20 protein-coding genes, 1 other RNA gene and 1 pseudogene are annotated in these 19,539 nt (G+C 35.0%); 12 read left to right on the top strand and 10 right to left on the bottom strand.

From position 1 onward, the window contains the following. Positions 1-11 precede the first annotated feature (11 nt). The 4 genes from ABWU67_RS04750 to ABWU67_RS04735 all read right to left on the bottom strand — a co-directional run bounded on the left by ABWU67_RS04750 (position 12) and on the right by ABWU67_RS04735 (position 4,382). Positions 12-833 (bottom strand): 3'-5' exonuclease, encoded by an 822-nt coding sequence (locus ABWU67_RS04750; protein ID WP_006279435.1) that lies wholly within the window; start codon positions 831-833, stop codon positions 12-14. Beyond that, positions 826-1,710: a GTPase Era gene (era, locus tag ABWU67_RS04745; RefSeq protein WP_010082484.1), complete on the bottom strand. Its 885-nt coding sequence runs from the start codon at positions 1,708-1,710 to the stop codon at positions 826-828. The genes ABWU67_RS04750 and era overlap by 8 nt, the downstream gene beginning before the upstream one ends. A 250-nt stretch (positions 1,711-1,960) precedes the next feature. Then, complete coding sequence (gene cydB / locus ABWU67_RS04740) at positions 1,961-2,983, bottom strand: cytochrome d ubiquinol oxidase subunit II (RefSeq protein WP_010962802.1); 1,023 nt, start codon at positions 2,981-2,983, stop codon at positions 1,961-1,963. Further along, positions 2,976-4,382, bottom strand: coding sequence for a cytochrome ubiquinol oxidase subunit I (locus ABWU67_RS04735; protein ID WP_006280502.1), 1,407 nt, complete (start codon positions 4,380-4,382; stop codon positions 2,976-2,978). Before ABWU67_RS04735 ends, cydB begins: the two co-directional genes overlap by 8 nt. 936 nt (positions 4,383-5,318) lie before the next feature. Between ABWU67_RS04735 and ABWU67_RS04730 the strand changes: the two genes are divergently transcribed. After that, positions 5,319-5,939 (top strand): superoxide dismutase, encoded by a 621-nt coding sequence (locus tag ABWU67_RS04730; protein ID WP_010082437.1) that lies wholly within the window; start codon positions 5,319-5,321, stop codon positions 5,937-5,939. Continuing rightward, a complete protein-coding gene (locus ABWU67_RS04725; RefSeq protein ID WP_010962800.1) occupies positions 5,936-7,207 on the top strand; it encodes a M16 family metallopeptidase in 1,272 nt (423 codons plus the stop codon). Before ABWU67_RS04730 ends, ABWU67_RS04725 begins: the two co-directional genes overlap by 4 nt. Before the next feature lie 6 nt (positions 7,208-7,213). Here ABWU67_RS04725 and ABWU67_RS04720 read toward each other — a convergent pair whose 3' ends face one another. The 3 genes from ABWU67_RS04720 to nuoE all read right to left on the bottom strand — a co-directional run bounded on the left by ABWU67_RS04720 (position 7,214) and on the right by nuoE (position 9,438). Next, the gene (locus ABWU67_RS04720) at positions 7,214-7,531 is read right to left on the bottom strand and encodes a hypothetical protein (protein WP_010082444.1); all 318 of its coding nucleotides are present in this window, start codon (positions 7,529-7,531) and stop codon (positions 7,214-7,216) included. Between the two features lie 191 nt (positions 7,532-7,722). Beyond that, positions 7,723-8,937, bottom strand: coding sequence for a tRNA guanosine(34) transglycosylase Tgt (gene tgt / locus ABWU67_RS04715; RefSeq protein ID WP_010082445.1), 1,215 nt, complete (start codon positions 8,935-8,937; stop codon positions 7,723-7,725). Further along, a complete protein-coding gene (gene nuoE / locus ABWU67_RS04710) occupies positions 8,938-9,438 on the bottom strand; it encodes an NADH-quinone oxidoreductase subunit NuoE (RefSeq protein WP_010962799.1) in 501 nt (166 codons plus the stop codon). It lies immediately after the preceding gene. Positions 9,439-9,662: 224 nt separating this feature from the next. Between nuoE and ABWU67_RS04705 the strand changes: the two genes are divergently transcribed. From ABWU67_RS04705 to rnpB, 4 genes and pseudogenes are all read left to right on the top strand, one after another. After that, positions 9,663-11,429, top strand: a complete 1,767-nt coding sequence (locus ABWU67_RS04705) for a hypothetical protein (protein ID WP_353281798.1) — start codon at positions 9,663-9,665, stop codon at positions 11,427-11,429. A gap of 34 nt (positions 11,430-11,463) precedes the next feature. Then, positions 11,464-12,322, top strand: a pseudogene (locus ABWU67_RS04700) (IS630 family transposase). Then, on the top strand, positions 12,319-12,741 hold the full coding sequence (locus ABWU67_RS04695) for a hypothetical protein (protein WP_353281796.1): 423 nt from the start codon (positions 12,319-12,321) through the stop codon (positions 12,739-12,741). The pseudogene ABWU67_RS04700 and the gene ABWU67_RS04695 overlap by 4 nt, the downstream one beginning before the upstream one ends. Positions 12,742-12,898: 157 nt before the next feature. Continuing rightward, positions 12,899-13,248, top strand: an RNA gene (rnpB, locus tag ABWU67_RS04690) — RNase P RNA component class A. A 51-nt stretch (positions 13,249-13,299) separates the two neighbouring features. Here the strand turns inward: rnpB and ABWU67_RS04685 are convergent. Continuing rightward, positions 13,300-14,070 (bottom strand): response regulator transcription factor, encoded by a 771-nt coding sequence (locus tag ABWU67_RS04685; protein WP_353281794.1) that lies wholly within the window; start codon positions 14,068-14,070, stop codon positions 13,300-13,302. A gap of 325 nt (positions 14,071-14,395) precedes the next feature. Here ABWU67_RS04685 and ABWU67_RS04680 point away from each other — a divergent pair, with 325 nt between their 5' ends. The 4 genes from ABWU67_RS04680 to ABWU67_RS04665 are packed head-to-tail and all read left to right on the top strand — an operon-like array spanning position 14,396 to position 17,829. Beyond that, a complete protein-coding gene (locus tag ABWU67_RS04680) occupies positions 14,396-15,379 on the top strand; it encodes an NAD(P)H-dependent glycerol-3-phosphate dehydrogenase (RefSeq protein WP_010962796.1) in 984 nt (327 codons plus the stop codon). A gap of 19 nt (positions 15,380-15,398) precedes the next feature. After that, positions 15,399-15,881, top strand: a complete 483-nt coding sequence (locus tag ABWU67_RS04675) for a phosphatidylglycerophosphatase A (RefSeq protein WP_353281793.1) — start codon at positions 15,399-15,401, stop codon at positions 15,879-15,881. Then, the gene (locus ABWU67_RS04670; RefSeq protein WP_006280097.1) at positions 15,871-16,650 is read left to right on the top strand and encodes a GNAT family N-acetyltransferase; all 780 of its coding nucleotides are present in this window, start codon (positions 15,871-15,873) and stop codon (positions 16,648-16,650) included. The genes ABWU67_RS04675 and ABWU67_RS04670 overlap by 11 nt, the downstream gene beginning before the upstream one ends. Before the next feature lie 42 nt (positions 16,651-16,692). Then, positions 16,693-17,829 (top strand): hypothetical protein, encoded by a 1,137-nt coding sequence (locus ABWU67_RS04665; RefSeq protein ID WP_341821792.1) that lies wholly within the window; start codon positions 16,693-16,695, stop codon positions 17,827-17,829. 3 nt (positions 17,830-17,832) lie between these two features. Here ABWU67_RS04665 and ABWU67_RS04660 read toward each other — a convergent pair whose 3' ends face one another. Further along, positions 17,833-18,621: a succinate dehydrogenase iron-sulfur subunit gene (locus ABWU67_RS04660; protein ID WP_010082472.1), complete on the bottom strand. Its 789-nt coding sequence runs from the start codon at positions 18,619-18,621 to the stop codon at positions 17,833-17,835. Between the two features lie 86 nt (positions 18,622-18,707). Beyond that, positions 18,708-19,160: an rRNA maturation RNase YbeY gene (ybeY, locus tag ABWU67_RS04655; protein ID WP_010082473.1), complete on the bottom strand. Its 453-nt coding sequence runs from the start codon at positions 19,158-19,160 to the stop codon at positions 18,708-18,710. Positions 19,161-19,184: 24 nt separating this feature from the next. Here ybeY and ABWU67_RS07260 point away from each other — a divergent pair, with 24 nt between their 5' ends. Beyond that, positions 19,185-19,316 carry a hypothetical protein gene (locus ABWU67_RS07260; RefSeq protein WP_255322244.1) on the top strand — a complete coding sequence of 44 codons (132 nt, stop codon included), beginning with the start codon at positions 19,185-19,187 and terminating at the stop codon, positions 19,314-19,316. A 15-nt stretch (positions 19,317-19,331) separates the two neighbouring features. Next, positions 19,332-19,511: a hypothetical protein gene (locus tag ABWU67_RS04645; protein WP_022626337.1), complete on the top strand. Its 180-nt coding sequence runs from the start codon at positions 19,332-19,334 to the stop codon at positions 19,509-19,511. Positions 19,512-19,539: the final 28 nt, after the last annotated feature.

The following is a 19,539-nucleotide window of genomic DNA, read 5'->3' as shown; positions in this document are numbered from 1 at the left end:
GACTATTTATTCTATGGAAGTAAAATTTTTCCACCACAAGTTATTTGCCATTCTTCTTTAAATTTCTTTAGGTATTCTTTTTTTTCGCACTCTAAAAGCAGCTCTTCCACACTTTTGTTGTAGCTTTCAGTAGTAATCCTTCCCTGATGATGCATGAACCTTAAGTAAATCAAATAAGTGTTAATTACATCTGTTTCACAATAATCTCGAATCTCTTGTATCTTGCCGCTATCGTATAAGTCCATAACTTGTGACCCATCAACTCCAATCTTACCAGGAAGATTAAATGCTGCACAAACTTCGTTCATTTTTACTCTCGCAGAAGCTCCAAAATCAGAGAGGGATTCAAGCAAATCACAATGCCAATCACTGCTATATCTCTGATTGTAACTATTCCACTTATCGCCAGCTTTATGAAAATATTCTGCTTGAATGCCATGGACCATAGCACGATACTTCAGCACTGGTATATCAAAAGTGCGTCCGTTGAACGAAACTAATCTTGGCTTTTTCTCTGATATGTAGTTAAAAAATCCTTTCACTAGCTCCTTTTCACTGGAATTTAGTGTGCCTCCAGATCTTATTTCTTGCAGTGTGAACACCTCATAACCACTCTGGTAGCTTATATTGCAAAGTAAAAAACTAATAACTACAACAAGGTGAAAAGGCTGACGCAGAAAAGAGTTTTGCCCGTTTGTTATTTCAAGATGATATTTTGTTAATGCATCCCTCTTCTCTTCTACACTACTATCATCACTAATATTGAGTAAATTTTTGCAGGAATTTACATCTGGTATAGTTTCAATATCAAATACCAATAAAGAATTAAGCATTGCCTATATACTCCTCCGGACGGTCGATCCAAGGTCGCACTTTCACAAATAAAAAGAGGTGTACCTTGCACTCAAATAATTTTTCTAGTTCAGCACGCGCTTCGATATTAATTTTTTTAATATTACTGCCATCTTTTCCTAGTACTATTTTTTTATGACTATCTTTCAACACAAATATGATCTGTTTGATGACTAAACTCTTATCTTTTTTTTCCTCAAATTGTTCAGTTATAACAGCTGTAGAGTATGGCAATTCTTCACGCAAGTTCAAGAATAATTTTTCTCTCGTAATTTCTGCTGATAAAAAATTTGTCGAGGAATCGGTTATTTGATCTTCTTCATAAAACCAGGGGCTCACCGATGCAACTTCAGACAAGTAATTCATCAAATCAGAAAGTCCATCATTCTTTAATGCTGATATCATAAAAACCTTTTCAAATTTATAAAGCAAATTCAGATGCTCATGCGCCATCTTTAATTCAGGCCTTTTTACCAAATCAGTTTTATTGATAACCAAAATGCATCTGCCTTTTGTGCGCTGCAGCCGCATAAATATAGTCTTAATTCTTTCTATATTTTTCAAATAATTGCTTACATCAACAAGCAACAAAGTGATGTCACTATCCTTAACTGCCGACCATGCAGATTTGACTAAAGCTTTTTCAAGTTTTGTTTCTGCTGAGAAAATTCCTGGGGAGTCAGTAAAGACAATTTGTGTGTTGTTGCATGTTGCAACACCCCTTATTTGCGTCCTTGTTGTTTGCACTTTAGGGGTGACAATTGCAATTTTCTTGCCTATGATGCTGTTAATTAATGTAGACTTCCCAGCATTTGGTAAGCCAGCTATGGTTACAAATAAGCATTTTTGTTCTTTCACAAAGAAAATTATAAAGAAAACTGAATGCCCGCGTCAAGCTACTTATATGACAAGAAGGATGACAGAACCCTTTTTGGTTAGCATGCAAAAAGGAAAAAAACTTATTCTACAAATTAAAAATACAATATACTCAAAAACTTTTCAGAAAATCCATAGGAGGGTTTGCTAATGAAGGCTCTTGAGTTGACGCCATTGCCTGAACGACTGCTTGATTTAAGGGTAACGTTTTAACCATAAGGTCACTAACTCCTTAATATGTGTGTTCATAATTTGATTTTCCACGAAAGACATAATAGCAATAACCAGTGTAAGTTAAAATGATTGGTAAAAGCGGTATTATAACAATGAGCATTAAAGATAAACTTGGCCCAGAAGCAGCTGCATCCAGAATGGTATATTGAAAAGGTATAATCCATGGGTAGATACTAATTCCTAAACCTAAATATCCCATAAAAAAAATAGCAATACTGAGAAAGAATGGACGGTACTCCCGTTTAGTATTCTGAAGATCAAACCACAGCATGAAAAATAGCCAAGATGTGAGTAATGGAATAGAAAATAAATAATAAAAATTTGGCATGCTAAACCAAAAGTTTTTAATACGTTCATTTAAAAATGGTGTCACTACACTCACTAGTCCCATGAAAATACCTACAAAACCAAGCGTATAAGAAGCAACCTTGCGTGCCCATTCTTGTGTTATATTTTCTGTCTTCATTATGAGCCATGTAGAACCTAAAAGTGCATATCCAAATATCACAGCAATGCCTGTCATTACACTAAAAGCACTTGCCCAATCAAATTGGCCACCAGAAAAGTTGCGTCCGTTTACTTCTACACCATGTATAAATGCACCTAAAATCATGCCTTGGCAAAATGCAGCACCAAGTGACCCAAAATGAAAGGCATAATCCCATAATCGCCTGTATTTTCCTTCTGCCTTAAAACGAAACTCAAAGGATACTCCGCGCACTATAAGGCCAAGCAGCATAATAATGATTGGAATATAAAAAGCAGGCATTAATATTGAATATGCAAGAGGAAAAGCAGCAAACAACCCTCCACCACCCAATACCAACCATGTTTCGTTTCCATCCCAAAATGGTGCAATTGAGCTTATCATGTGATCACGGCATTTATCTGACGGTGCAAAAGGAAGTAAAATACCAATACCTAAATCAAACCCATCCATTAAAATATACAGTAAAACAGCTATGGCAATTAGTAATCCCCAGATTAGGGGTAAATTAATTAAGGAAGAAAAATCAAACATGATTGTTGTCCTTTCCAGATGTACCAGCATCAATCACTGAAGCTCCAATACCGTGTTTATAAAATTGCTCTTCTTCTTTAATGACAGGAATTCCTTTGTATATAAGTTTCAGAATATAGTAACTACCTGCTCCAAATATAAGGGTATACATAACGATAAATGCAATCAAAGACCATGCAACCTGAGGACCGGTAATCGCAGATGAAAATGATTCAATTGTGCGCATAATTCCATATACAGTGTAAGGTTGACGGCCAATTTCAGTAGTAAACCAACCTGCAAGTAACGCTATGAACCCAGACGGCATCATTGATATCCACCATCCATGTAAGAAACAACTTTGGAATAATTTGCCACGAAGATACTGTATAACACTTACTGACCCAATTATGATCATTAAAATTCCAACTCCAACCATTATACGGAAGGACCAGAATACCCATACTACAGGTGGTCTATCTTCTTTTTTCCATTCCTTTAATCCTTTTACTTCTCCTAAAAAATCATGTGTTAAGATCAAGCTGGCAAGATTAGGAATTTTTATCTCGTAGTGATTAATTTCATTTTGCTGATCCGGATAAGCAAATAAAAGTAAGCCAGCCCCTTTTTCGGTTTCCCATATACCTTCCATTGCAGCAATCTTAGCAGGTTGATGCTTTAGTGTATTTAATCCATGCCTATCTCCCATGAACAGCTGAAATGGTGCAGCTAAAGCTACCATAATGGTTGCCATACCAAGCATAATTCTTGCTTGAGGAGCATGTCGTTTTCTCCAAAGATAAAATGCTCCTACACCACCAACCACAAAAGCTGTTGTAAGATAGGCTGCTGTTACCATATGAATAAAGCGATAAGGGAAAGAAGGATTAAAAATAATCTCTAACCAATTGGTTGGATATAGGAGACCATTCTCACCAATCGTGAATCCAGCGGGTGTTTGCATCCAACTGTTGGCCGCAATAATCCAAAAAGCTGAAATAAGCGTTCCCACTGCAACAATACAAGTAGAAGCAAAGTGCATACGAGAACTTACTCTATTCCATCCAAATAGCATAATACTCAAAAAAGATGCCTCCAGAAAAAAGGCTGTTAAAACCTCAAAGGAAAATAGAGGGCCGAGAACATTGGCTATGCGGTCAGAAAAAATCGACCAATTGGTACCAAGTTGATATGACATTACAACTCCAGATACCACTCCCATGCCAAAAGCAACGGCAAAAATCTTGATCCAGAATTTATAAACATCACGGAAACGTGTATCACCAGTCTTAAGCCAACACCATTCCAAAAAGGCTAGAAAACTTGCAAGCCCGATCGTGAAAGCAGGAAATATAATGTGAAAGCCTATTGTGAAGGCAAACTGAATTCGAGCTAATAATAAAGGATCAAATTTAAACATTTTACCTAATACCCATGTATTACAAATAATAGCCAAATCTGCCTATAATTCAATCCATTTTTTCACAAAATTGACCTTACCCAGAAAAAGTAGAGAGAAAGTTAAGACGTTTTTGTCATGAGAATAAATTGTGCAGGAATACAACTGTTCTCCCTTGTCATACCCTCACGGTATCTCTAGATCCCGCTAACACGTAGCGGAATGACGAATTACTTAACCATCATTACACCGTCATACCGCGATTCATTCGCGGTATCTCAGCCGCTAACAAGAGATCCCGCTAACAAGCAGCGGGATGACGGTTGTCGTTTAGCCATAAACATTAAGAAATTTACCAAATGAAAAAAAAGGCAAAAGAAGCCCTGGGGTTATTATCTGCTTTAAAATATTGGCGTTTTTTATGTTTTAAACGTTTGACAAGCAAGATTTAGCTGCTTTTAATTGCAACTAACCTACGCTGCAAATGTTTAAGAAATTTACCAAGCAGAAAAAAAGACAAAGAATCCCCGAGTTAGCTAGTCTTTTACTATCTCTGTCAAGTATTGGCATTTTTTGATGTCTTGTAACGCTTTATAAGCGCGTTCAGCTTATTTAGATAAAAATCTAGATGTAGATGAAGTTTTGTAAAGACATACAGTATCTATATACTGCAAAAAATTAAACATAAGACGCCGATACATTAAGTAATCCTTACCTTTTAATCTGCAGATTGGCGAAAGCAAATACAATAGCTTCAGTTTCATGATAAGGGGGTTGGCGAAGGGTGTCAAGTAACTTTTGCATTTAATCCATTTCTATGGCTTATATAATAATCGTTATTGTAGTATAATTTAGAATAATGCAATAGATACCTAAATGTTTTAGCTATTAATTATATGTTGCACAAAAGCATATATTGCCCTACCATCCAAGTAGGTTAGAAATAAAGAGGTTTTTATGAGTTTTACTTTACCTGAATTACCATACGATAAAACAGCTTTGGAGCCTTATATATCTGCAAAAACCTTAGATTTTCATTATGATAAGCACCATAAAGGATATTTAAATAAACTCAATGAGCTAGTTGAAAATACGGATTATCAACATGTAAAAATTGAGGAATTAATAACAAAAGTGCATGGTAATAGCGGCAACTTGCCTATATTTAATAATGCAGCACAAGTTTGGAACCATACTTTTTATTGGAATTCAATGAAAAAAAATGGTGGTGGTAAGCCTAAAGATGGTAGTCTTCTAGCAAAAAAAATTCAAGACGATATCGGTGGCTTTGATAAATTTTATGAAGAATTTTCGAGTCATGGAGTAAGCCAGTTTGGCAGTGGATGGGTATGGTTAGTGCTCGAAAAAGGTAGGTTAGGAAAGCTCAAAATCACCAAGACTCCAAATGCAGATTTGCCAATAATTTATGGCCAAGTGCCACTACTCACTATGGATGTGTGGGAGCACGCCTATTATTTAGATTGTCAAAACCGTAGAATTGACTACATAAAAGTTTTCCTTGATCATTTGATTAATTGGGATTTTGCAGAAGAGAACTTAGAAGAATATATGAGATGAATATACCCCGGGTAACAAAATTAGATAATGGTCTGCGCATAATAACTGAGCAGGTGCGTGATATTGATTCCGTAGCTTTAAGCATACGAGTTGGTGTTGGCAGTAGAGCAGAAAGTGCAAAGCAAAATGGAATATCCCATTTTTTAGAACACATGGCTTTCAAAGGGACGAAGACAAGAACTGCCTTTGAAATTGCAAAAGCTTTTGATGACATAGGTGGAGTTTTCAACGCTAGCACCGGTAGGGAAAGCACCACCTATTATGCAAAAGTCCTCAAGAAAGACATAAAAACTGGTATTGATATATTAATAGATATATTGATGAATTCCACGTTTCCAGAAGATGAATTGGAACGTGAGAAGGGTGTTGTAATACAAGAGATTTTTCAAACTAATGATTCACCAAGTGACATTATTTTCGACAAATATTTTGAGGCAGCTTATAAAGACCAACCATTTGGTAGGTCAATCTTAGGCACGCAAAATACTGTAAAATCTTTTACTCGAGGAGATCTAGATAATTACATAAATGAGCATTACTTTGGTGAGAATATGCTATTTGCCGTTGCAGGAAATGTTGAACATGAAGAAGTTGTTGCATTAACCAAAGATTTTCTCTCAAAGATTCATTCTAAAAAGCTGAAAAAAAGCCAAAATGCGAGCTGTACTGGTGGTGAGTATTTAGAACATCGTAAATTAGATCAGGTACACTTGCTAATTGGTCTACCTAGTGTTTCTCGCCATGACGATAAATATCACACGTTTCAAGTGCTTGATTCTATATTAGGGAGCGGAATGTCATCACGTTTATTTCAGGAAGTAAGGGAAAAGCAGGGATTAGCTTACTCTGTTTATTCATTTAATTCCAGCTATACTAATACAGGAATGTTTTCCATTTTTGCTGGTACAGACAGTAGTAACTTAGATAAGCTTTTAAAATCTATAACGACAGAGTTGAAGAAGTTGTCTACAGATGATCTGAAGGAAGAAGAAGTAAATAGAGTGAAAGAGCGAGTAAAATCCCAAATTTTAATGTCACGCGAAAGTGTTAGCTCACGTGCTGAAACATTGGGACACTACTACGGTAACTATAATAGGTACATCAGTAAAAATGAATTAATAGAAAAAATTAGTGCAGTTACCACTGCTAACGTAAAAAAAGCAGCAGAAGAATTGTTATCTCAGCATGAAAAAACCACTCTAGCTGCAATTGGAGAAATTGAATCATTGCCAAGTTACGATAAAGTGGTTTCTATGCTTAAAGCTTAGTGTACTTTAATTATGTTGCTTAAGCTCACTAAAAAGTTCAATGAACGGTTGCAAAATCCTTTCTATAAAAAGTTTGCTTTCTGGTTCATCGCGTATATTACTTATCAGTTTATTCAAAGTTTTCTCGCTGTTTCGTAAAAATAAATAGCTTTCTACTGCTTGCACACCAGACAAGACAGTCAAAATTCCTCCTATCACTAGACAAGCAGCTATAGCAGGTACGGTACCCACTGCAATTGCAGTTGCGATTAATGATAACCCAGCTAAGAATGTAACGGCTGAAACGCAAAACGCTATTTGATGTTTTTCTTTATTGTTAACCATAAATACCTCACAAAAACTATATTTTTAACATACCAGTGTTGTCATGTATTGTCAAGTTTTTAAAGAAGATTAAAAAATGCAACGCACATGTGCAAAAAACGCTAACTATGGATTAGCCAAGGAAGAAAGAGTAGGAAGAGGAAGGCTTTTTCTGTTTTAGGGAATATAAAATAAGCGTAGAAAAATATGAACTAGGTGTATAATTCACAGTGTAGTGGTGTCTCACTAATCCAATTATTTTTCTCCCGATCTAGCCTATCATCTAATATAGCCTGCCTTATTGATGCCATTAACTTATTCATAAAGAAAATATTATGAATGGTAACGAGCGTGTAAGCCAGGAGCTCTTTAGCTTTCAGTAAATGGTGTATATAAGCTCTTGAATGTTTTCTGCAGGTAAAACATAAACAGTCACTTTCAATTGGGTTGTTGTCCAGCTCAAATCGTTGATTCCGCAAATTAATATGCTCTTTGCACTTTGAAGAAATAGAATTTCTGTTTTTTACTTTAACAAGTGCGCCACCATGCCTTGCTAAGCGGGTTGGATGCACGCAATCAAACGTGTCAATTCCAAGCTCTACTCCGCGAAAGATGTCCACAATTCCACCAATACCAAGCAAATGAGTAGGCCTGTCTTTTTTCAGGTGGTCCATAGTGAAAGAAACTACATCATGCATCTGCTCTTTACTTTGACCAAGTGATCCACCTATTGCTTGACCAAAAAATGGCAAATCGTTGATAAAATCACAACTTTCTCTACGTAAATCTTGATACACTCCGCCTTGACTAATTCCATACAGTGCCTGCTTGCCATTATTGTTTTTTTCAAATTCATTTAAAGAACGTTCAGCCCATCTGTGGCTCATGAGCATTGATTTTGCTGTGTATTCTTTGCTTACGTGAAATGGAGTGCATTCATCTAAAACTAGGATTAAATCTGCACCTAATTTCTGTTGAATTTGTACAGATTTTTCAGGAGTTAAGCAATAAATTTTACCATTAATGTAAGAACGGAAAATTGCCCCATCCTCATTAATTTTGATCAAAGTTTTTTGTTTTTTTCTTATTCCTTTTATCTCTTCCGAAACTGATCCGTGGCCTAAGCTAAATATCTGATATCCACCTGAGTCAGTTAGCATTGGCCCATTCCATCCTATCATCTTGCGCAAACCACCAAGTTTTGCAACAGTATTCTCTCCTGGTTGAAGCATTAGGTGATAGGTGTTGGAAAGTATGATTTGGGTACCAGCTTCACTTATTCTTTCAATATCTGCAGCTTTAATTGCAGCTTTTGTTGCGCAGAATATAAAAGCGGGGGTTTCTACGCTTCCATTTGGAGTTTTAATTGTTCCAACTCTTGCAGAACCTGATTGCTTGATTCTCTTGAATGAAAATTCTTCTTTCATCTATTTGCCTGAAAGTTCTGTTATGATGTTTTCTACTTTCTCAGGAGTAAGATTTTCATAGAAGTCATTATTGATCTGCACAACGGGAGCATTAACGCATGCACCTAGGCATTCAACTTCTTTTAAAGTGAACAAATTATCTTTAGTAGTCTCACCGATATTGATTCCAAGTTTTTTTTTAAAGGTATTTAAAACTTCTTCACTATTGCACAACCAGCAAGGAGTTGTTCTACAAATTTGTATTAGATATTTGCCTACTGGTTTTAAATTATACATGGTGTAAAAATTTGCCACTTCATATACACGAATATGTGGAATATGCAGCATATCAGCAACATAACGCATAGCAGATTCAGAAACCCATCCGCATTGCTCTTGAACCAGATATAGTAAAGGCATAACAGCACTACCTTCTCTACCTTTGGGATACATCTCTATAAACTTTCCCGCTTTCTTGAGGTTTTCTGATGTAAAACTAAACTGCTCTTCTTTTTCTATCATTCATGAGACTCGTGTAAACTTTAACAGATTATACCTGTAGAACCAATGATTGCAATTGTTGGTTTTTTGAGAAATAGCATAAAGCTTCTTAGCCCTCTTCAAGCTTATATTTACCTTTTAGTATAAAATATTATATTAATTTTTTAATTTTAGTTAAAATTTTCATTGACATTAACACACAGGAGTAATCATAATAGCATTTTATTAATATTTTAAATAAAATTATGTCTATATTAAGAAGATTGCTCGGGATCAACTCAAATACACCGGAAATTAAAGAAGCGATAGGTTTTAATCCAACAAACGTAGAATTAATTGAGGGGAATGGAGTTGCTTACGGACTCAGCTATCAAGATAATGGTAATGGGAGCAGTAAAGTAAAATTACTTATTAGTCCATTATATCAATCAAAAACATACGAATGTGGTACAAATATCAGCGTAGCAAATGAATTCAAAGATCAATTATCTCTCACATTAATAGAAGATTCAGCTGAAACAGATAAAGTTGGAGTTATCTTTCCTGAAGAAGGAATTAGCGAAGAAGGAGAAAAATGCGTTAAAGGCTTATCTTTTAACACTTACGGAATTAAACAATCAGTTAATACTCCTTCAGTTGAACATTTAGATAAAAGAAAATTACAAAAGAATATTGATAATAATAGTCTTGCAAATGTGGGCAATAGTTACTTTCAACCAAGAGCAGTGAAAGTTGGTAATGGTGACGTAATTGTAATCGCCCATAACTTAAAGGATCAAACTTTAGTTTCTTGGTACTTAAAGTCAAGCGAGAGCGGAAAATTTAAGGTATTGACTGGAGAAAAAGGTGTTACAGAAAGAAAATTGTTCAATTTTGATAATCAGGGGCAATTGGCATTAAATGGAAACACGATGCTTTATTCGCAAGTGAGCAAAAGGATTACTAAGGAAAATCAAGAGGTGAGAAAAACACGTATTTTTAAATTTGATATGGCTAAAGTGATTCAGGGTCTGAAGGATAGAGTTAATGGCTTTTTACTTGGTAATCGAAAAGGTCAAATAGATAATAAAGCACTATCTCTTTCTAGAGAACATGAAATAAGCTTTTTGCAGTATGTTGAACAAACGGAAGGAAATGATCTAGTTGCTTTTCTTGAAAATGACCAATCAGCTAATGAGCAGAGGTTACATATAGCAACTCTACTTAAAAATGGATCAGTGTCAGATTTTCCTATCTATCAATTTACAGATCCTATAGAGAAATTATATATTAAAGGCAACGGTCAGGGTGGTTTTATCGTAACTGCGGTAAGTGGAGAAAATATTGTAACTTTTAATCAAAACGGCTCTGGAAAATCTTCTGAAGCAACAATAATACCGGCAAATAGCATCAAAACTCTCAGTGATTTTGTTAATATCATTAACGGTCGATTAACGCCAGATATTATTTCTAGTAGTACCGTGGCTCCTATAACTGTTGCAGAAACGGTTGTGACTTCTAAGAAGACGCCGACTGCTGCAATTACTAGCACAGCAGAAACCGACGCTGTGAAGACTACTAAATTGACAACGGAAGCCGTTGCACCTACTTCTACAATGAATAAACCTTCAACAGAGTCAACGACTCAAACAAGTACAGTAACAGTGGAGCCAACAACAGCAACAAAAACAACTGCTACTTCACAAGCAACCACGATTACTGCAACGTCAACTAATGTGCCTTCGGAAACTGAAATAAGTACTGTAAAACCTACAGCAGCGACTGGTGCGTCGACTTCTACGATGAGTAAACCTTCAACAGAGTCAACGACTCAAACAAGTACAGTAACAGTGAAGCCAACAACAGAAGCCGTTGCACCTACTTCTACAACGAATAAACCTTCAACAGAGTCAACGACTCAAACAAGCACAGTAACAGTGGAGCCAACTGCGCCAACAACAAGCTCAGAGAAAACTACACAAACAGTATTTAGTATACCAAGTATAGCTCTTTCCACAGAAGTCCGGATATGATAAGATTAAGGATAGATGGCGATAAGGAGGTTGGATGCCGGCAGCATATAGTTATGATTTAAGAAAAAAAGCAATGGAAGCACTAGACGAAGGGGAAAGCAGAGAAGCAGTGGCAGCAAGATTTAAAATTGGACGAACTACTTTGTGGGAGTGGAAGCAAAGAAAAAAAGAAACAGGCGACTTTCAGTCAAAAAACTCGGTAATGGAGGTTACAATCAGAAAATTATCGACTGGAATAAGTTTATCGAATTTGCTAAAAAACACGGTAGAAAAACTCTGTCGGAAATGGCTAAACTTTGGGGCAACGTTAGTATCGAAACGATCCACCGAGCTCTCAGAAAAATTGGATTTACGCGCAAAAAAAGACATATGGATACAAGGAAAGGAACGAAGAAAAACGTGCTGAATTCTTAAAAATTATAGCAACAAAAGAACCAGAAAACTTAGTGTATATAGATGAGTCTGGGATTGATAACACGGAGGACTATCCATATGGGTATTGCCAGAAAGGACAGCGATTTTATGCCCTAAAATCTGGAAAAAAAACTCAACGAATCAGCATGGTTGCAGCCTTAAGTAGAAGAAAGATAGTTGCTCCATTAACATTTGAAGGCCACTGTAATATGGATATTTTTAATGGATGGTTTGAGCAATTTTTGGCACCGATCTTAGAACCTGGACAAACTGTCATTCTTGATAATGCTACTTTTCATAAGTCTGATAAGCTTATCAAGCTCGCTAAAGGAGTCGGTGCAGAAATTTTGTATCTGCCGCCTTATTCTCCAGATTTTAACAAAATTGAGCATCATTGGTTTGCTATAAAAAACAGAGCCAGGAAAAACATTCCTCTATTCGAATCCTTTCGTCGTGCTGTTGATTCTGCCTTCCTATGACCTATTCGGACTATTATGAGAAATGCTATACTAGAACAAAAGAGTCAACAACTCCTATATTCACCACGACTTTACTTCCTCAGTCTACTTCTTCACCACAACCTACTCAACTTGCTATAGGGTCTAATAAGGCAGGAATGATAGGGGGATCTTTGGTTGGAGCAATAGGTATTGTTGGAATTATAGGATTCATAGCATATAGATATGTTAAGGGTCGTAATGCTGCTCCTGTATTAGAACTAACTGATTTGGGTTATAGAAGGCGATCATCTTCAAGTAGCGATGAAGAAATTTTTACCACTGGTAACAGAATGCGAACTATATATCAATCTGAAACAGTGCTAAATAGTATATCAGTAGAAAGTAGTAGTCGATCAAGAAGTAGCTCATCGTCTTCAAGCGGTGGACCAGGCTCTTGACTAACTGAAGCGGAGTCTAAAAGTGAAAAAAGCTTATCTTGGGATAGTGATGATGTGCCGGAATATCACCTTTAGCTATTTGTCTAAATGTTTTTAATATGTCTCCTGTTAGGAAATTGTCTTTTGCTTTTGTGATTTTCATGTTAAAGTATAATTCCTAGGTGAAATAAGTAGCTGCTGTTGTGTGATAAACATAGCAGAGGAAAGTCCGGGCTCCAAGGAAAAATAGTGACGGGTAATGCCCGCCGGAGGTAACTCCAGTTATAGGGCTACAGAAAATTACCGCCTAAAATATTTTTAGGTAAGGGTGAAAAGGTGTGGTAAGAGCACACCATGGCAATGGCAACATTGGTAGTCGAGTAACCAACACTAGGAGCAAGATTAAATAGAAGTAGATTTTATGTTTTCCTCATATCTACTCGGGTAAATCGCATGCGGTAAATGGTAACATTTACTCCAGATAAATAGCTACATAAACAGAACTCGGCTTATATTTCACCTAGGCGTTCACATGATACGTGTGATATAAGCCATGCTATATTTAAATGTGTAGGCATTTCATGCGTTGTCCTTCACTTGTTCTGCTTGATAGCCATCACTACTTTCGCCTACATTAACATTAGAATATTCATCATCATCAATATACTCTTTCAGAACATACCCTCTGCCCCAAACGGTTTCTATGTGGCTTTTTCCATCATTTGCACTTTCAAGTTTCTTACGTAATTTGCACATAAAAACATCAACTATCTTGTTATCTGAAGGTTCATCCAAGCCATTGTAAAGATGATTTAAGAACATTTCTTTTGTTAGTACTGTTCCTTTACGCAGTGCTAGCAATTCTATCATAGAATGCTCTTTATTAGTAAGGTGAACCGTTTTACCTTTCACCTCAACAACCCTGTGATCAAAATTGATATTTATATTACCAATCTTTATCACCGATTCAGGATGGCCTTTAGTACGACGCACTATGGCCTTAATTCGAGCTAATAACTCGCTTTTATGAAATGGCTTGGTTAAGTAATCATCGGCACCATACCCGAGTCCTTTAGCTTTGTGATTGACAGCGGATATGCATGAAAGTATTAAGACAGGAACTTTGATTTTTGCACTTCTTAGTCTTAACAATATATCATATCCGTCAATATCACCAGGTAAGTGTATATCTAAAATAACTAGGTCATAGTAATCTCCGTTTGAGGAAACCATATTATTGTTATAATCTTGTGCAGAAGTAACAACGTCACAGAAGTGTCCATCAGAAGTTAAGGCGTTAACTACAGTCTTTGCACTTACTTGATCATCTTCAATTAATAATATACGCATATTTTACACCCCATAAATAATTTATAATTTTAGTAATATATATAACTAAGGAAAGTAATAAATCAAATTTTTATTAACAAATGATCAAAATTACACTTATTAATTAATAGTAAATATATTGTTCCAAAGTTATATAAATAGATCTAAAATATAATAGACATACCATGATAGTAATAATATTTTTAGTAAATATTGAATTAAAGTTACTATTATTAAAAGAATACTTCGGTTAATAAATATTTAACTATTCTATATGTCTGTGTTATATTTTTAATTTACTTATCCTACTATTTTAAAGTATAAGTAATATTTTCAGGAATATTGTGTGGCAATATCAATTTTAGGTGCTGGTGCATGGGGTACAGCAATCGCAATTTCATTAGGTAGTAAGAAAGATGTGATTTTGTGGACTCACAATGAAACTACATTTGAATCAATCAACGGGAAAAGAGAAAGTGACAAGCTACCCGGTTGTCGAATTTCTGATAATGTGTCAGTAAAATTGGCTATTGAAGACATAATTAATGCTTCAGTAACAATCCTCGCTGTTCCCACTCAGTCTCTGAGGAAGGTATGTCAGCAATTGCATAATTGTAATCTGAAAAAAGATGTAGCAATAATTTTAGCTTGTAAGGGAATAGAAAAGTCTACATTAAAATTACCTAGTGAAATAGTAAATGAAATTTTACCTAACAATCCTATTGCTATTTTTTCAGGTCCTAGCTTTGCTGTAGAAGTTGCAAGAAAATTACCCTATTCAATGGTTCTTGCATGCCAAAATAACACATTAGGTTCAAAGCTAGTATCAGAGCTGCAACAAGAAAATGTTAAATTGGAGTTTAGTAACGACATTATAGGAGTACAGATTTGTGCAGCGTTAAAGAACGTTTTTGCTATAGCGTGTGGGATTGTTCTAGGTAGTAAACTTGGGTTTAATGCTCATGCAGCATTGATTACGAAAAGTATGAGCGAAATTAAGGCTTTATACTCAGCAAAAATTGGTGACGGTAGTGTGGATATAAATACACTACTTGGGCCAGCATGTCTGGGTGACCTAATTATGACATGCACATCCTTGAATTCAAGAAACTTATCTTTTGGGTTTAAAATAGGTAATAGTGACAATGGCTTTAATGTTCAGCAGATTTTGTCAGAAGGCAAGTCAGTGATTGAAGGTTTTAGCACTGCTGAGTCCATATTTAATTTAGCAGGAAAGCTAAAGATAAAAATGCCTATATGTGAAGCGGTCTATAGATTATTGTATGAAAGCGCCTCTATAGAGGATACTCTTTCTGTTCTTATAAGTTAATTTTGTATTTGGATATATTGTGAAATTTTTATATAAATTAATATCAACGTGGTGGCTGTCTGGAACAGTAAAAAAAATGCCAGGTACTGTGGGTAGTTTGGCTTCTTTTCCGCTTGTTCCTGTAATCCTGAGCAACAAAATTTTAGGTGCAGCAATTATTTCTTTTTTATTCTTAATTGGATTATGGTCTACAGGTAATTATATAAAACATTACAAGACTTCATGTGATCCAAAAGAGGTAGTAATTGACGAAGTGGTTGGTCAATTGCTGACGATACTTTTAGTTTCGATATTGTTAAGCCAAGAGATGAATTGTTCTTCATTGTTGTTGTGCTTTTTTTCTTTTAGGTTTTTTGATATAATAAAAACGTGGCCTATAAATTTAATCAATAAAAATACCAAAGGTCCTTTAGGTATTATGCTAGATGACGTTATAGCTGCAATTTTAGCCTGTGTTCTTATAGGAGCCTTTTATTGTTTATTGTTGGTGTATGCAGGATAAAAAAATTTATTATTCAAGCTTAATTGTTCAAAATCTAAAGGATTATATACTGTACACAGCGAATTTATCTGAGTGGGAAGTACACGATGAATTTGATAACATCATATTTACAATAAATGGTACCAGGGAGTCATTATTTAATTTTGTGTTCTGTGGAGATCAATGTACCGAGCTTTCTATACAAAAAACTCTAGATTATCTCAGAACAAGAGATATAGAAGCAACATGGGTAATAAATTCACATATGAAAATAAGAGATATTTTAGAAAAGTGTGAAATAAAACACGTTAGCACACCAAAAAAAGCTTTACTTAATATGAAAAATTACTTTTTACCTGCTGATGTTATTCCAAACTTGAGGTTAAATGCTGTGAATGGTAGCAACCTCTTAGAACAGTTAGATCTACACACTTCTAAAATTTTTTATCATGGCGTTGGAATTGTCAGCACATTTTTTCGCGGATTATCAAATTATGATGATAAGAACTCAAGATTAAGATTTTTTCTTGTAACACTAAATAATGAAATTATTGGGACATGCGGTCTTTATGTTCAAGATAGCGTAGCTGGTTTTTATAGTGATGGAGTTTTACCAATTTACAGGAATCGTGGAATAGGTACCCAAATGGTTTTAGAAAGAATAAAGATAGCTAAACAGCTTGAATGCAAATATATAGTAGCACATTGTATGAAATCTTCTGTGAACCTTTATAAGAGATTGGGCTTTCAAATGTTAGGCAATCTTTACTTATATACCTCTTCAGCATAATTCTGAGCGGTTACAAATTTTTACATTTGTTTTAAAAGTGCTATGTTTTTTTTGTATGAAGTGGTTTTAATATTGATTCTAATATTATTCTTTCTCTCTTATTCTAAATTAAAAATTAGTAATAAGATTAAGAACTTACAGCATCAAAATGTTATCATAAATAATTTAATTGATACTGTGAATGATGGGTTTTATATTTGGGATGCAAAAAAACGTATAGAAAAGTTCTCTCCCAATTTACTAATTTTGCTTAATACTGTTTTTTACTCATTTAATGAGTTTGTGAATTTTTTTGAGCAATCAGAAAGCTTAATCAAAAATTTTGTTGAGGCAAAGGAAATAAATAAATCTTTTACTCTAGATTTAAAGTCAAAAGACAGTGAGGTTTATTGCATATGTTACGGTAGAAGCATAATAGATGATTCTAACAATGTGATAGGTGTGCTGTTATGGATAAGGAATGTCTCAGACTGTAAGATAAAGGCTAACGGACTTGAGTTAGAAAATAGTAAGCTTACACAGGAAGTGGAGAGCTATAAAAACGTTTTCAACTCTTTACCATTTCCAATACTAAGATATAACAAGAGTAGAAAGGTGGAATTTTATAACTTGTTTTATGATAAATATGTAGATGGTTCTAAGAAATTTGCTATTACCGGTAGCGCTCATAGCACAAAACCAGTAAGACATGTCATAACTTATAAGAACGAACCTAAGGTTTTCGATTTTGTTAAAATTCCAATACAAGGTTCTGGTAGCATAGTAATGTATGGGAAAGATGTTAGTGATGCAGAGAAATTATATACTGAATTAAACAGTTATTTAGCTACACAGAAAAATTTGCTTGAGAGGTTACCGGTTGCTATAGTAATATATAGTAAGAATCAAAAGCTAAAATTTTATAATAATGCTTTTATAAAAACCTTTCAATTTGACCCAAAATTTTTGGCATCTTACCCAACTTATCACGAAGTTATGCTTTACCTCTTCGAATCTAAAAAGCTTTTAGAAAAAGAGGATTTTCAAACTATTAGTAACCAAAGACATGAGTTGTTCAAAAAATTATTTGAATCGTACGATGATACGATGCACTTCACAAACGGAAAAGCGTTCAGGGTATTAACAATACCCTACGCTTCGGAAGGTTTGCTGTTCTCTTACGAAGAATGCAAAAGATAATACTTAAACTCCTTCTCTCTCTACCATGAGCTGTTTTACTTTCGCTATTGCTCTTGCTGGATTAAGTCCTTTAGGACAAGTTTTTGTGCAATTCATTATTGTATGACAACGATACAACTTGAATGGGTCGTTTAAAACATCAAGTCTTTCACCTGTCTTATTATCACGGCTGTCAGCAATCCATCTGTAAGCTTGTAATAGTATTGCTGGTCCTAAAAATTTATCACTATTCCACCAGTAGCTTGGGCAACCAGTCGAACAGCAAGCACATAATATACAGTCGGACAAGCCATCTAATTTTTTTCTATCTTCAGAAGATTGAGAGTATTCTTTATTTGGTAGGGCAGGCTTATCTGCTTGTAACCAAGGTTTAATTGATTTGTATTGCTCATAAAATTGGCTCAAATCCGAGACTAGGTCCTTTATTACATACATGTGAGGTAATGGATATATTTTTACGTCACCTTTTATATCATGTATAGATCTAGTACATGCAAGAGTATTGGTTCCGTCAATATTCATGGCACAAGATCCACATATGCCTTCTCTACAAGAACGTCTGAAAGTTAAAGTCGAATCTATTTCATCCTTTATTTTTATTAATGCATCAAGTACCATAGGGCCACAACTATCCATATCAATAAAAAATGTGTCTATTCTAGGGTTTTTCTCGTCATCAGCAGACCAACGGTAAATTTGAAATCTTCTGATGTTTTTTGCTCTAGCAGGAATAGGATAAATTTTGCCCTTTTGATTAATTTTAGAATTCTTTGGCAAAGAAAACTGAACCATATCACTTACCTTTTATTGTTTATAGCTAAAACCCTTTGTAGATAACATATTTTATTATCATCTACTATATTTTTATTAAATTCCTTTTAAATCGCACACATATTGTAGCCAAGCGAAGCTAAAATCTCTCTTTCTAGATTTTTCATTATAATTTCTTCATCTTTTTTTTGGTGATCATAACCAAGTAAATGCAGTAATCCATGCACTAACATGTGTGCAATGTGAGCAAGAATGGGTATATAATACTCATGCGATTCTCTTTTTATTGTGTCTATTGAAATTGCTATGTCTCCTAAATCGCACTCATTAGACAATTGTTCATACGGAAATGATAGTACGTTAGTTGGCTTATCCATTTCTCTAAATTTTAAATTAAGTTGATGTAGCAAGTCATCATCAGCCAGAGCTATTGATATATTTGGTTTATAGTGGTCTATTTTTAATTCTTTTAGAGAAGCATTGATGACACCTAATACAAAATTTTTAGGATTTTCTATAATGCTGCACCATTTCTTGTCAAGAATATTTACTTCTAACATGAGTGACACATCAGTAAGGGTGTCATGCAAATAGCTGACACTGGAATCCAAAAAAGAAGAGTTATAGACCCTTGTGTCATGTACACAACTGTACGAATATTGTACACTAGAAGGATGTCATCCCAGTGTCTAGGCACTGGGATCCAGGAATTTTGATTAGACATCAAGTTAGTGAATATAAAAGTAGCTAATCTTATATTAAAACACAACGGCTTTAATGTGGTTGCATTAAGGCTGGATTCCAGTGTCAAGCACTGGAATGACACCTTTGTGTTTGATGCAAAATCGGCTATAACGTTTAATGCACTGCCTTCGAGACAAATATTCATACAGCTGTGCGTTGTGTGCTGAGATGACATCATTTAGGAACTGAAATGAC

The organism is Wolbachia endosymbiont (group A) of Aleiodes leptofemur, assembly GCF_964028465.1.
GTDB lineage: Bacteria > Pseudomonadota > Alphaproteobacteria > Rickettsiales > Anaplasmataceae > Wolbachia > Wolbachia pipientis.
The sequence above is the reverse complement of the archived record's forward strand: the minus strand, read 5'-3'. Positions and strand labels throughout refer to the sequence as shown.

Bases quoted from the DNA above. Each gene is read 5' to 3' on its own strand.
- ABWU67_RS04750 (WP_006279435.1), bottom strand. From the start codon at position 833: ATGCTTAATTCTTTATTGGTATTTGATATTGAAACTATACCAGATGTA.
- cydB (WP_010962802.1), bottom strand. From the start codon at position 2,983: ATGTTTGATTTTTCTTCCTTAATTAATTTACCCCTAATCTGGGGATTA.
- ABWU67_RS04735 (WP_006280502.1), bottom strand. From the start codon at position 4,382: ATGTTTAAATTTGATCCTTTATTATTAGCTCGAATTCAGTTTGCCTTC.
- ABWU67_RS04730 (WP_010082437.1), top strand. From the start codon at position 5,319: ATGAGTTTTACTTTACCTGAATTACCATACGATAAAACAGCTTTGGAG.
- ABWU67_RS04725 (WP_010962800.1), top strand. From the start codon at position 5,936: ATGAATATACCCCGGGTAACAAAATTAGATAATGGTCTGCGCATAATA.
- ABWU67_RS04720 (WP_010082444.1), bottom strand. From the start codon at position 7,531: ATGGTTAACAATAAAGAAAAACATCAAATAGCGTTTTGCGTTTCAGCC.
- tgt (WP_010082445.1), bottom strand. From the start codon at position 8,937: ATGAAAGAAGAATTTTCATTCAAGAGAATCAAGCAATCAGGTTCTGCA.
- nuoE (WP_010962799.1), bottom strand. From the start codon at position 9,438: ATGATAGAAAAAGAAGAGCAGTTTAGTTTTACATCAGAAAACCTCAAG.
- ABWU67_RS04705 (WP_353281798.1), top strand. From the start codon at position 9,663: ATGTCTATATTAAGAAGATTGCTCGGGATCAACTCAAATACACCGGAA.
- ABWU67_RS04695 (WP_353281796.1), top strand. From the start codon at position 12,319: ATGACCTATTCGGACTATTATGAGAAATGCTATACTAGAACAAAAGAG.
- ABWU67_RS04685 (WP_353281794.1), bottom strand. From the start codon at position 14,070: ATGCGTATATTATTAATTGAAGATGATCAAGTAAGTGCAAAGACTGTA.
- ABWU67_RS04670 (WP_006280097.1), top strand. From the start codon at position 15,871: ATGCAGGATAAAAAAATTTATTATTCAAGCTTAATTGTTCAAAATCTA.
- ABWU67_RS04665 (WP_341821792.1), top strand. From the start codon at position 16,693: ATGTTTTTTTTGTATGAAGTGGTTTTAATATTGATTCTAATATTATTC.
- ABWU67_RS04660 (WP_010082472.1), bottom strand. From the start codon at position 18,621: ATGGTTCAGTTTTCTTTGCCAAAGAATTCTAAAATTAATCAAAAGGGC.
- ybeY (WP_010082473.1), bottom strand. From the start codon at position 19,160: ATGTTAGAAGTAAATATTCTTGACAAGAAATGGTGCAGCATTATAGAA.
- ABWU67_RS07260 (WP_255322244.1), top strand. From the start codon at position 19,185: ATGCAAATAGCTGACACTGGAATCCAAAAAAGAAGAGTTATAGACCCT.